A 12,455-nucleotide genomic window follows, 5' to 3' on the forward strand; every position below is an offset into this window, starting at 1 on the left:
TCCATCGACTCAGCGCATCCACCATGTCGAAAGAATCGAATTGTTCTGGTGCGCAAGCGAATTGATGTGAAACACTCTACTAGACGCTGCGCTTCATCGAGGGCACGCTGCTAGAGCGCCCATCAAGCAGCGGGTATTGGCACACCAGGAAAAGCTCTCGCACTTCGTGGACGCACTCTTCGTATTGCACTTCAGCGGAAGGAAATCGATGTCATTCGTCAAGGTGGCGCCTGAGTATGTGGCGGCCGCGACCGTGGATTTGGCAGGCATCGGCACCTCGATCAGCCAGGCCAATTCCTCGGCGGTAGCGAGGACTACCGCCATTGCCGCCGCGGGCGCCGACGAAGTCTCCGCCGCCATCGCCGCGTTGTTTGGCGCGCATGGACAGGCCTATCAGGTTCTGAGTGCGCAGACCGCGGCGTTCCACGAACGGTTCGTCGAGGCGCTGAATGCCGTCGGAGCGTCCTACGCCGCCGCCGATGCCGCAAACGCCTCGCCGTTGCAGACTCTGGAACGCGAGGTCCTAGGCGTGATCAACGCGCCGACCCAGGCGCTGCTGGGGCGTCCGCTAATCGGTGACGGCGCAACGGGAACCGCGCCTGGGCAGGCTGGCGGGGCCGGCGGGCTGCTGATCGGCAATGGCGGCAACGGCGCGCCCGGAGACAACACCGGAATCGGCGGCGGCGCGGGCGGTGCGGCCGGGCTGCTCGGCAATGGCGGCGTCGGCGGAACGGGTGGTGTCGGCGCTGCCGGGGGTTCCGGTGGCGCCGGTGGCTGGTTGTGGGGCAACGGCGGCGCAGGCGGCAGTGGAGGGGTCGGAGGAGGTTTCGGCGGCACCGGCGGTCGCGCTATGTGGTTCGGCGACGGCGGTGCCGGCGGTGCCGGCGGGTCCGGCAGCGGCGCCGGCGGCGCAGGCGGCAACAGCGGTTGGCTGTGGGGCAACGGCGGGGCCGGCGGCACGGGAGGCACCTCGACGAACTCCGCCACCGTCGGCGGGGCAGGCGGTAATGGCGGTCATGCCGGCTTGCTGGGCGCCGGCGGCGCCGGCGGTACCGGGGGCGCCGGAGCGGCCGGTGCGCCAGGCGGTCAAACACTCGGTACCGGTGACTCCGGAGGCACTGGTGGAACCGGCGGAGACGGGGGAGCCGGCGGTGCCGGCGGTCTGCTCTTCGGCGACGGCGGAATGGGAGGCGCTGGTGGCACCGGCGGATCGGGCGGCGTGGGTGGCATTGGCGGTCTCGGCGTGGTGGGTGCCGACGGCGGCGTGGGAGGTGACGGCGGAGCTGGGGGCACGGCGGCGCCGGCGGGGCTGCTGGTGAGATCCGGCTCGGCCCGCTCGGTGGCCATGGCGGCGCGGGCGGCGCAGGGGGCGCGGGCGGTGTCGCAGGCGACGGGGGCAGCGGCGGTGACGGCTACCAGTTCTACAACCAGGGGGTGGGCGGCAACGGTGGTCAAGGCGGCAATCCGGGTGCCGGCGGCGCCGGGGGACTCGGCGGCTCCGGCGCCGCCACCGGTGCAACGGGGGCAACCCCCACCACGGGCGGAAACGGCGGGGCAGGGGGAACCGGAGCCGACGCCGCCACCCCCGGCGGTCATGGCGCCGCGGGTGGCGCCGGCGGCGCCGGCGGACGGGTGGGCAACGGCGGGACCGGTGGAGCCGGCGGAGCCGGTGGAACCGGCTCCGCGGGCAGCAACGGCGTCAATCCAGGCGATAGTGGCGGCAACGGCAGCCCCGGTGGCGCCGGCGGGAACGGAGGCGCTGGGGGTGCGGGCGGATCCGAAGCCGGCAACGGCGGCCTGGGCGGAGCTGGAGGCAAAGCCGGCGACGGTGGCGCGGGCGGCAACGGCGTTGACGGCGCCCATGGCGTTGACGGGGCCAATAACGGTGCCGGCGGCACCGGACAGGACGGCGGAGCCGGCGGCAACGGTGGGACCGGTGGAGTCGGAGGAAATGGCGGCGTAGGGGGGACTGCGACCGCCGGTAGAGCCGGCCTCCAGGGGGCCGGGGGTGCCGGCGGGGACGGTGGCGCGGGTGGAACTCCGGGCGACGGAGGTAACGGCGGGCACGCCGGCAACCTCGCCTCGGATGCCGGCCAGCCCGGAGGCAACGGCGGAAACGGCGGCAATGCGGGCAACGCGGGTGCCGGCGGAACGGGCGGGAAAGGCTCGCTGCAAGGTGCCAGCGGCGTGCCGGGCACCACCTCTTCGGGTGGTAAGGGGGGCAACGGCGGCGGCGCGGCCGAAGCGTACGGCATCCATCACAACGACGGCGGTACCGGCGGCAATGGCGGCAACGGCGGCGCGGGGGGTTCGGGGTCCGAAACCGGAAGTGCCGGTGGAGTCGGAGGTAGCGGTGGGCCCGGCGGTGCGGGTGTCCCCTGGGGCGGCCCCGGTGGCCCCGGGGGTGCCGGCGGCAAGGGCGGCGCAGGTGGCCAAGGCACCCACACCGGCGGAGCCGGCGGAACGGGCGGGACCGGCGGGACCGGCGGTGTCGGCTTGTCCGGTGGCGCCCACGGCGGGGTTGGCGGTGATGGCGGGTCCGGTGGAGGCGGCGGCCGCGTCGGCGGTGCGGGGGGCAGCGGCGGCCAGGGTGGAACCGGAGGTGCCGGCACCAGCATGGGTGGCCCCCCGTGGGAACAGGGCGGCACCGGCGGGACCGGAGGTACCGGTGGAACCGGGGGCTCCAGCCCCTCCGACCCCGGTGGCCAGGGCGGGTCCGGTGGGGTGGGGACAGCCGGACTCTTCCCCGACGGCGGTACCGGCGGCGCAGGCGGCCCAGGCGGTGCCGGCGGGTAGCCGTAAACGGCAACCGGACCGCCCGAGGGTGACCGTGGCGCTCACTACATACGATTGACCAGCCCGACGATGGTGCGCGCGAAGTCGCCCGGTGACCTGCGAACAAGCCTGCCGACAGCCGGCGATCCGCGATACCAGCGACGAAAACCTTTTTCAGCGTGAGGTTTTCACCGTCCAAACCCGAAGGAAGCAAATGACACGCTCGGCGAACTACCCGTATGCGATCGACGCGATGCCGCGCGGCGGCCCCGCCGCATCATGGCTCGATCGCCAGTTGCAGACCGACGTGCCGGAATACATCGATCGCTCCGACGTCGCTGACGAGACCAAGCAGTACGTGATCGCCGCACTGGATGACATGGGCACCCGCAACGGCACGCACGAGACGATCGCCCGGAAGGCGATCGATCTCGTCGGGGGCATCGACATGCCGCGCATTCTGGAATTGGGCGCCGGTCACGGTCGGCTCTCCGAACAGATTCTGCGGCTGCACCCAACCGCCGAGCTCACCGTCTCCGATCTGGATCCGCATTCGGTGCACAAGCTGGCCACCGGCCCGCTTGGTCGCGACCCGCGCGTGACGACGAAGGTCGTTGACGCCACCAACATCAGTGACCCCGAAAACTCATACGATCTGGTCGTTTTCGCCTATTCGTTTCATCACCTGCCGCCGTCGGTCGCGGTCAAGGCAATCGCCGATGCCACCCGCGTCGGGACAACGTTCCTGGTTGTCGATCTCATCCGTTGGCCCTCCCCGATCCTGCTCCTGATGCCGCTGGCCCTGGCAGCGGTCATCGGCTGGAACGTGCGACCTCTCCCGGCGGCGCGCGCGGTCATTCATGACGCCCTCATCAGCAATCTGCGCGCCTACAGCCCGACCGCCCTAACCGCTCTCGGGAAGGCTGCCGATCCGCGGATGCGCGTACAGCTGCACCCGGCGCCCAAGTTGCGGCCGCGCGCGCGGGCCATCACCTTTCAGCGAGCCTGAAACCGTTGTCCTAGAACGGAATGACCGGCACCCTCAGCCGGGCGGGTCGCTGAACTCCCCAGTGCAAGGAGCAACGCGCGGGCGGCCCGGGTACGTAGTGGGCGGGGAACGATCCGAAGAGCGGATTGCGTGGTGCCAACTGCCGACCGGCGACCAGAAGACGAATACGGTCGCCCGGGTGGAAAACGGTGGCGGATGGTCCGAGCGCCACGTCGACGGGGACAATCTCACCAGACGACAGCGGTTGTCGCCGGCTGAAAGTATGGACCGGTTCACAAGCGGAGGACTGCTCCGCGTCGACTTCGCGCAACGACGCGCGTTGCCATCCCGTGGTGATTCGGTCCCGCCCGAAGCCGTACGACCCCTCGAACGGAATCCATTGCCGGCCGGACCATTTCTCCACACCGGCGAAAAGCGTCACATCGTCGGCTCCGTCGACTGACACCCAGAGCGCCAGGCTCATCGGGCCGGTCAGTTCGAGATCGCGGTCCACGACGAAGGTGAATGCCGCCGCGCGCCGGCGGGTATGGAAGCTGACAGCTCCGTCAACCGTCGGCGGTCGGGCGTCGAGCAATCCGCCCTCGCACAGATAGAGATCCCGCCATTGCGTGCGCGCCAGCGGCCACTCCTGTTCGACGCGTACCTGGGCAACGACATCGGCGCGCTCTCGCACCTCCAGCCGGACCGGAGGCGGCTTGGGGACGTCCAGGTGTTTGAGATAGCGCTCGAAGAAAGCCAGCTGAGCCGCACGGGCGCCGTCGCTGTAGAAGGTGGCCCACTTTCCGCCGCGGTGGGTGTAGGCGAACTTGTGCGTCGCACCGACCTGTTCGAAGGCCCGGAAGGAACCGCGGCTATGCAGGTTGTTGTCCGAAAAGCTGGCGCAGACCAGCATCGGAACCTCGATCTTGCCGAGGTCGGGAACCAGGGACTGCCACCACTGGTCGCGCAGGGGGTGCTTCTTACGTTGCTCGCCGATGTCTTCGGTGGTGCGCATGACATGTTTGACAACGGTGGTCCAGATTCTGGAGAACCCGTTCTCGACCACGCCGCCCGGCGTGAACAGATCCCGGTAGGCGTCGGTAAGTCCCTCCCAGGGACAAATCGCCTTGAGGCTGGGCGGGGCCAGGGCGGCTGCCTTGTACTGGGCCATCGCGAGATATGAAACTCCCAGCATGCCGACGCTTCCGTTGGACCACGGCTGAGCGCCGGCCCACTCCACGAGATCGAAGACATCCTGGGCCTCTTGATCGGAACACAGTGCCCCACTCCCGTCAGAGCTGCCGGCGCCACGGAGGTCGGCGTTGACGAAGACGTACCCGTGGGCGCTCCACCAGACCGGATCGGGCGCTTCCCAACTGGTTTGATCGGAAATTTCGAACGACCCGGTTTGACGCATGACACGGAACTGCGGATTGACACTCCACCGACGCGCCCTGCGCTTGGGTAATCTGTCCTTGCCGTACGGGTGCGCCGACAGGAGAACCGGGAAAGACCCCTGGCCCGACGGACGAAAGACGTTGACCCGCAAAATGACACCGTCTCGCATGGCGACACAGACGTCGTGATCCTGCACAAGGTCGACAGGTGCCGGCGCCACACGCACCGGTGGGCGCAGAATCCCACGCAATCGCGCAGCGGCGTACTTAGCGGATCCTGGACGCTTCCAGGGCCGGTCGTAAACGGGATGTTGTGTCGTCACCGTAGCTCCTTCCTTCGCGGCGGTTTTCAACCAGCGCTGCCATGCGCGGGCTTCTCGAATCATGGGTTGGCAGGCCGCGAGACGCGATCACAGTGTCGCGGAAGGCGGCAGCCGACGGCGGTAGATACCTGTTGGTCATCCAGCCGATGGCGATCTGACGGGCCAATTGCTGGTCATCGAAGGGGATTTCGACGTTGTCGGGATCCGGGGCTGCGGCCCTGGGCAGCACGCCGATTCCCAGACCGGCCCCGATCAAGCCGCGCAGAGTGGTGATGTCGCTTCCTTCGAAAGCGATAGTGGGCGCGATGCCATAGCGCGTACACGCGTCGTCGAACATTCTGCGCAGCGTGTGATTTCGGTCCAGGGTGACAAACGGCTGGCCGGCGAGCTCTTCGAAGCTGATGACCTCCCGGTGAGCCATGGGGTGCTCGCGGTCCACCACAGCGTAAAGCTGCTGGGTGAACAGCTTGTGCCAGGTGACTCCCGGAGAATCGTCGAAAGCCATGGGATAGCCCAGGCAGAGATCGATCGCACCCTTAGCCAGATCTTCGACCAATGCCGGCCCGGGCCCCTGGTGTAGCAGGAAACGGGACCACGGGTAGCTCTGGCGATGACGGCCTATCAAACCCGGCACGGTGGCAACGCCAAGCGAGACAAGGAATCCCAGCGACACGGTGCCCGCGTCGAACCCCGCAAGTTGCCGCACGTCGGAGATGGCGGATTCGAGGCCGCGCTGCGCGGATCGAATCGCCCGCAAGAACGTTTGACCAAACCGATTGAGTTCGTTGGACCTACCGCGCCGGGTGAACAACTCCACTCCGATTTCCGACTCCAGCATGGCGATGGCCCGACTGACCGACGACTGGGAGACCGCCAGCAGCTCCGCTGCGTCACGGAGCGTGCCGACGTCGGCGACGGTTTGGAAATAGCGCAGCTGATAGAGCTCCATACAGCCTCCCGAGTCGTGGGGATGACGACCGATCGTCATCCGGTGCCAATTGCGCTGGATTCGACCGTGGTTTACCAGGTCTACCCTGCTCACACTCCAACTAGAGTACTACTCTATTGCTTTTGATTGCCACTCAAATAATGTCGGGTAGGCTGTGGCGGGTGGACAGCAAACGGCCCCGCAACACGACCCGTCTGCGCGAAGCAGGGGCGGCCTCACGCGCCGAAACCCGCCGACTGCTATTGGCGGCCGCGGCGCAGGAGTTCACTCGTGTCGGCTATGTCGCGGCCACCGTCAACCGCATTGCCGAAGGCGCGGGAGTCACCGTCCAGACGCTCTACCTCGCCTGGGGCAGCAAGCGCGCGTTGCTTCGCGCCTACCTGGAAAGCACCCTGACGCCAGGTGCCGCGCCATCGGCGAAACACTATGCGGCACTAATACGTCCCGACACACCCGCCGGGACCCTGGCGCAGATCGCCAGATTGTTCTGCGACATCGCCCAGCGCTCCGCCATCGCATGGCAGGCTTATCGCGACGGAGCCGCCGTAGACAGCGCGATTGCCGAGGAATGGCAACAGCTCCAGACCCTACGGCGCGGAACGTTCGAAGAATTGTTGTCGCTCATCCCGGAGGACGTATTGCAGCCTTCCCGGCGAGCGGCCGTCGACACCGCATGGGCGCTGGCCAGCCCCGCCGTGTACGAGATGATGGTCGGCACCGCCGGTTACACCCTCGATCAGTTCCAGGCGTGGCTCACCGACAACCTGCAGCGGGCCATTCTGCGAGCGGACACCGTCTCGACACCCTCGTAGTTCCGCCGGGGGCAATTGCGCCGATGCCCGCTCTCCTCGAACCTTTCCGTCGCGGAGTCAGGAGGCAGGCTTGCGGGAGCGTGTATGCGCGATATCGAACACTCTATTCCAAATAATGTGATCGTTCTTTTTCGCCGGCCGGGTCAATTATTTTTCGGTCAGCGTATTGTGATGCTCTAGTGATTTTCGTTGGACCGACGTTTAGGTCTGGTTATGCAAGCATCGCATTTCGCATTGTCGGCCATGGGCCATTTACCGGCTAATTCATACTCCTTGTTGCCGTTCGGGTCGGTTGCCGCCGTCGACGACCGCACCGGCACAGATGGAAAAGGCGTCCGGCGAAACCACGCCGGCAACGATCGAAGTATCGGCCAGGAAAGGATCCGGAAGTGAGCTATCCCGTATTTCCGCCAGAAGTCAACTCCGCCTTGATACATGCCGGCGCCGGTCCCGGGCCCATGCTCGCCGCGGCGACCTCCTGGGCCCAGCTGGCCGATGAGTTGCATTCGGCTGCAACGTCATTTGAATCAGTGACGGCTAGCTTGACCAGTGGACCGTGGCAGGGCCCGGCGGCCATGAAGATGGCGGAAGCGGCGGCACCCTACGCAACGTGGCTCACCACGGCGGCCGCCCACTCCGAAGCCGCAGCCAGCCAGGCCGCGGCTGTGGCGACCGCCTTCGAGACGGTCTTTACCGCCACCGTGCAGCCGATCGTGATCGCGGCCAACCGGACAATGCTTGGGGCACTGGCTAACACGAACTTCTTCGGTCTCAACCTCCCGGCGATCGCGGCGCTTGAGACGGACTACGAAGAGATGTGGATTCGGGACGTGACTGCGATGTTCGGCTACCACGTCGACGCCTCCGCGGCGCTGGCCAACTTGGGACCCATTCAGCAGCTACTGAGCCTCATCCCTGGTGTGCCACCCACCGTCCCGGTACCCAAGACGCCCAGCGCATCGGTCCCCGCGGCGCCCGAAACACCGGCCTCACCGCCTCCGGCAGGCACTCCGACGAATCCGCCGGCGCCACCTCCCACGAAACTGCCCATGCCGCCGCCGGGCGACAGGATCTACCCGCCGGGCCCGGTAAAGATTCCCGTTTACGGATGAAGCCAGGCGACGCGGCGTCCGAAAAGTTCCGGCTCCCAATCGCTCGATAACGGCTGGCGCGGACAGGTACGTGTTGTCCGCGCCAGTCGGCGCTCAGGTCAGCACCAGCTGGATCCCACGGCGGCGTCGGTCCGGGCCTAGTCTGCCGGGCGGCCGGAACCTTTCTGACTATCAGAGTTGTTCTGCGCGTTCACCTCCTGAGAAATTCCATCCATCTGCCTGATCAACTCCTGGCATGACACCAAACCGACGCCCCCCCAAAAGTCACCAGCGAGCAACGCATCTCGCACCATCGCCTGACGCGCCGCCTCCAGCGAAAGCGCCTGAGCTCCGACCGCGGCTCCCTGCGCATCGGCATCCCCGAACTGATACCTCATCGTCATCGCGAATTCCCCCCCTGGCTGCGCAAAATCTGCTGGTAGTTGCCTGCGTCGCGAATCAGCCCGTCGGGCGGTCCCGACCCATCGCCCACTACCCCAACCCAACCCGCGGCACCACGCTGGGCCGCGACTGCACCACGTGTGATCCCCCACCGCCACGCACCGCCATGCCTGCGGGCGTTCCGCCCGCGGCACCGCTCATTCCTCCCGTCGGCATCGGCATCATCGGCAACCCCCCGGCGCCGGTCGCCGCAGCGGGCATCTCCGGCGCCGCAGCCATCGCAGCGCCATGCAGCCCCGACAGCGCCGACGCGGCCGCCCGCGCCGGCGTCGGGCCGGCCCACGTCGGTGGCACCGACAGCGGGCCCAACATCCGCGCGTGGCCGAGCCCCGCCGAAACAGCCTGGCCCGCATAGCTCATCGGCTTCGCGGCGGGGAGTGACGCACCGTCGAATCTGGTGGCGCCTTCCAGCGGTTCGGCCGCGGTCAGGCCAGTCGCGCCACCGCGGGTCGCGTTGCTGAACAGGCTCATCATCGGAGACATCGCCATGCCGGCCGGGGTCATCAAAGCCTGCCCCGCCGACGACAATGTCGACACCGGCACGGCTGCCAACAGCGACTGCGACGCCGAGACCGCACCTGCAATTTGCCCAGAGGCACCGGGCTCCAAGGCGGCGAAATCCAAGGGCGGCAAGGTGAACGAAGGCAATGCCGCCGCTACCGAGGATGCGTCGGCCTGATATCCCAACATCGCCGCAACGTCCTGCGCCCACATCTCCAGGTAATCGAAGTCGGTGGCCGCGATGGCCGGTGTGTTCTGACCAAGGAAGTTTGTGGCGATCAACGACAACAAGGACACCCGGTTCGACGCCACCGCGGCCGGATGCACCGTGGCGGCCAGCGCCGCTTCATAGGTCGTCGCGGCCAGCCGCGCCTGCGCTGCCGACGACTCCGCTTGTCCCGCAACCACTGTCAGCCACCCCACATAGGGCGCTGCCGCAGCGGTCATCGATATGGACGCCGAACCACCCCACGGGCCACCGATCAATCCGGCGATCACCGAGTCGAAGGAGGTCGCCGATGCCCGCAGGTCGGCGGCCAACCCCTCCCAGGCCGCCGCCGCGAAATACATGGGACTGGCACCGGCGCCGCCATATATCAGGGCGGAATTGATCTCCGGAGGAAATACCGTGAAATCCATGAGATGCTCCTGCCCGACTGTTGAGCCAAATATGGCCCAGCTTTGTTGCAGGCATTCGCATCGACTTCGCGTGTGCGCTATTTAGGCCCGCAAGGCAACAATATACATTAGAACGTTTTCGGTCCAGTAGAAGGTTACGAATGGATGGTTGCGCTGCAATCAAGAATGTGCGGCGGTGCTGACGGCGCGAAGTCCGCTGCGCAGGAGATAGTGGGCTGAGGACGCGGCACACACCACGGAGTGCGCGGCCCCGAGCCCCGGATACCTGCAGGCAGGCTGCGGCGGACGTGGTCAGCCGTGCTGGCCGGCTTTACCGGCCTGGCCGACGGTGCCGTCGGCCCCCACCCGTCCGTTCCGGCCGTCGTCGCCCGCCGTGCCACCCGCGCCCCCGGCTCCGAGATCGCCGCCGGCCCCGGCGGCACCACCCGCGCCGCCACCGGCGGCGAAACCGTTGCCGCCCCGGCTCCCGATCAAGCCGCCCTGGCCGCCGGCGCCGGCAAGCCCGGCGGCGCCTCCGTTGCCGCCGTTGCCGCCGTTGCCGCCGCTGCCGCCGACACCACCATCCCCGCCGGTGACATCCGCGCTGGCGACACCCGTCGCGGTCCCGCCTAGACCACCTGCCCCGCCGGCACCCCCCGCGCCTCCGGCTCCCCCGGCGCCGCCGGCTCCGGCGCTGCCACCGGCACCCCCGTTGCCGAGGAGCTTGCCGCCGGTGCCGCCGGTGCCGCCCGCTCCACCGCCACCCCCGTCGCCGCCTCGCGACATGGCATCTCCGCCGTTACCCCCTTGACCGCCGTTGCCGCCCACGGTGATATCGCCGGTGGCAGCGCCGCCGTCACCGCCTGCGCCTCCGGCACCGCCAACGGCTCCGGCACCCCCGATCCCGCCGATGCCACCGGCGCCGCCCGCACCCCCGTTGCCGACCAGCAACCCGGCGCTGCCGCCGTTGCCGCCGGCCCCGCCCGTGCCGCCGTGGCCGGCGACCGTCTTGGTGCCAATACCCGAACCGCCGGCGCCGCCGTTTCCGCCAACGGCATTTCCACCGAAACCGGCGGTGGCGGAGCCCCCGTCACCACCCGCTCCACCAGCACCACCCGGGTGATAACCATGTGCGCCTGCACCTCCGTCTCCGCCGGTGGCCGGGCTGCCGAAGTCGCTGGCATCCGCAAGCCCACCGGCGCCGCCGGGACCGCCGTTGCCACCGGGGCCGCTGGTCGCTCCGGTGCCGGGCTGGCCGCCGTCACCCCCTTTGCCGCCGACAGCTTCGCCGGTTCCGTAGGCATCTCCACCCGAGCCGCCGGCGCCACCGCTCTGATTGGGGGCGCCTGAAGCGCCGGCCAGGCCGTCCTGCCCTTTAGCGGTACCGGGTACGCGAGCGTCCGGACTGCCATCGGGTGCGCCGTCCGACGGCGCGGTGTTGTTGGCCAGCGGCGGCCCGAAGTTGCCGTCGGCGCCGGCCAGGCCGGCACCGCCGTGACCGCCGTTGCCGCCGGACCCCAAGAGCGCCGCAGCGTTGCCGCCGTCGCCACCGCGCCCGGCGTCGCCGCCTTGAAAGCCGGCGATGCCCGAACCGCCTTGGCCGCCGTCCCCGCCGTTGCCGACCAGCTGGCCGCCGTTGCCGCCACGGCCCCCGTCGCCTCCGGCGCCGCCTTCGCCGCCGGTCCCGCCGTTGCCGAACAGCAGGCCCCCGTTGCCGCCGTGTCCACCGGCGGCTCCGATACCGCCGGCCCCGCCGACTCCGCCCGTCCCGAACCAACCAGCGGAGCCGCCGTAGCCACCGGCACCTCCTTTGCCGCCCGCCGACCCGATCCCGCCGGCTCCACCGGTACCGCCGTTGCCCCAGAGCCACCCGCCGGAGCCGCCATTGCCCCCGGCGGCAGCGTCGCCGCCTGCGCCGCCGGCCCCACCCTGGCCGAACAGTCCGGCTGCGCCGCCGTTGCCACCGGCCTGCCCGACCGTCCCAGATCCGCCGTTGCCGCCGTTACCGAACAACAACCCGCCGGCACCGCCGGCGGCGCCAGTTCCCGGCGCCCCGTCGGCGCCGTTGCCGATCAGCGGGCGCCCCAGCAACGCCTGAGTCGGTGCGTTGACCACATTCAGCAAACCCTGCAACGGCCCGACGTTGAGCGATTCGGCGCCGGCGTAGGCGCCCGCGCTCGCCGCCAAGGCAGCGACGAACCGATCATGGAACAGGGCCGCCTGCCGGCTCACCGTCTGAAACTCGAGACCATGGCCGGCGAATAGGTCCGCGATCACCGCTGACACCTCGTCGGCTCCTGCAGCCGCCAACCCCGTGGTGGACGCCGACGCCACCGCCCGGGCCTGACTCACGGCTGTGCCGATGCCCGCTACATCCGACGCCATCGCCGCCAGCACCTCTGGCGACACACCGACAAATGACACTGCAACCTCCCTGGCCACCGACCGCGTGATCTCGGTCACACAGGACGCTAGGGAGGCGCCTCAACCGGGTCTAGCAGAACTTTCGGAACACACCTTTGCGCCTTTCGCAAACATT

Annotated in this window: 8 protein-coding genes and 1 pseudogene; 4 read left to right on the plus strand and 5 right to left on the minus strand. The window is 68.8% G+C overall.

What is annotated here, in order from left to right; all coding sequences use genetic code 11:
• Positions 1-208 precede the first annotated feature (208 nt).
• Positions 209-2,796 (plus strand): annotated as a pseudogene (locus JX552_RS26245) (PE family protein).
• 193 nt (positions 2,797-2,989) lie between these two features.
• Positions 2,990-3,784, plus strand: coding sequence for a class I SAM-dependent methyltransferase (locus JX552_RS26250; RefSeq protein WP_205874711.1), 795 nt, complete (start codon positions 2,990-2,992; stop codon positions 3,782-3,784).
• A 10-nt stretch (positions 3,785-3,794) separates the two neighbouring features.
• Here the strand turns inward: JX552_RS26250 and JX552_RS26255 are convergent, their stop codons facing one another.
• Together JX552_RS26255 and JX552_RS26260 are read right to left on the minus strand one after the other, a co-directional pair.
• On the minus strand, positions 3,795-5,330 hold the full coding sequence (locus JX552_RS26255) for a CocE/NonD family hydrolase (protein WP_431196011.1): 1,536 nt from the start codon (positions 5,328-5,330) through the stop codon (positions 3,795-3,797).
• Positions 5,331-5,427: 97 nt separating this feature from the next.
• On the minus strand, positions 5,428-6,432 hold the full coding sequence (locus JX552_RS26260; RefSeq protein ID WP_205874713.1) for a LysR substrate-binding domain-containing protein: 1,005 nt from the start codon (positions 6,430-6,432) through the stop codon (positions 5,428-5,430).
• Between the two features lie 161 nt (positions 6,433-6,593).
• Between JX552_RS26260 and JX552_RS26265 the strand changes: the two genes are divergently transcribed.
• Positions 6,594-7,244: a TetR/AcrR family transcriptional regulator gene (locus JX552_RS26265; protein WP_241010736.1), complete on the plus strand. Its 651-nt coding sequence runs from the start codon at positions 6,594-6,596 to the stop codon at positions 7,242-7,244.
• 389 nt (positions 7,245-7,633) lie between these two features.
• A complete protein-coding gene (locus JX552_RS26270) occupies positions 7,634-8,356 on the plus strand; it encodes a PPE family protein (RefSeq protein WP_205874715.1) in 723 nt (240 codons plus the stop codon).
• A 137-nt stretch (positions 8,357-8,493) separates the two neighbouring features.
• On the opposite strand, the gene JX552_RS26275 is transcribed toward JX552_RS26270, so the two are convergent.
• The 3 genes from JX552_RS26275 to JX552_RS26285 all read right to left on the minus strand — a co-directional run bounded on the left by JX552_RS26275 (position 8,494) and on the right by JX552_RS26285 (position 12,340).
• Positions 8,494-8,739: a type VII secretion protein EsxI gene (locus JX552_RS26275; RefSeq protein WP_205874716.1), complete on the minus strand. Its 246-nt coding sequence runs from the start codon at positions 8,737-8,739 to the stop codon at positions 8,494-8,496.
• A gap of 88 nt (positions 8,740-8,827) precedes the next feature.
• Complete coding sequence (locus JX552_RS26280; RefSeq protein WP_205874717.1) at positions 8,828-9,937, minus strand: PPE family protein; 1,110 nt, start codon at positions 9,935-9,937, stop codon at positions 8,828-8,830.
• A 291-nt stretch (positions 9,938-10,228) separates the two neighbouring features.
• Positions 10,229-12,340: a PE family protein gene (locus JX552_RS26285; RefSeq protein ID WP_205874718.1), complete on the minus strand. Its 2,112-nt coding sequence runs from the start codon at positions 12,338-12,340 to the stop codon at positions 10,229-10,231.
• Between the last annotated feature and the right edge of the window lie 115 nt (positions 12,341-12,455).

It is taken from the genome of Mycobacterium gordonae (genome assembly GCF_017086405.1).
Taxonomy (GTDB): Bacteria; Actinomycetota; Actinomycetes; order Mycobacteriales; family Mycobacteriaceae; genus Mycobacterium; species Mycobacterium gordonae_D.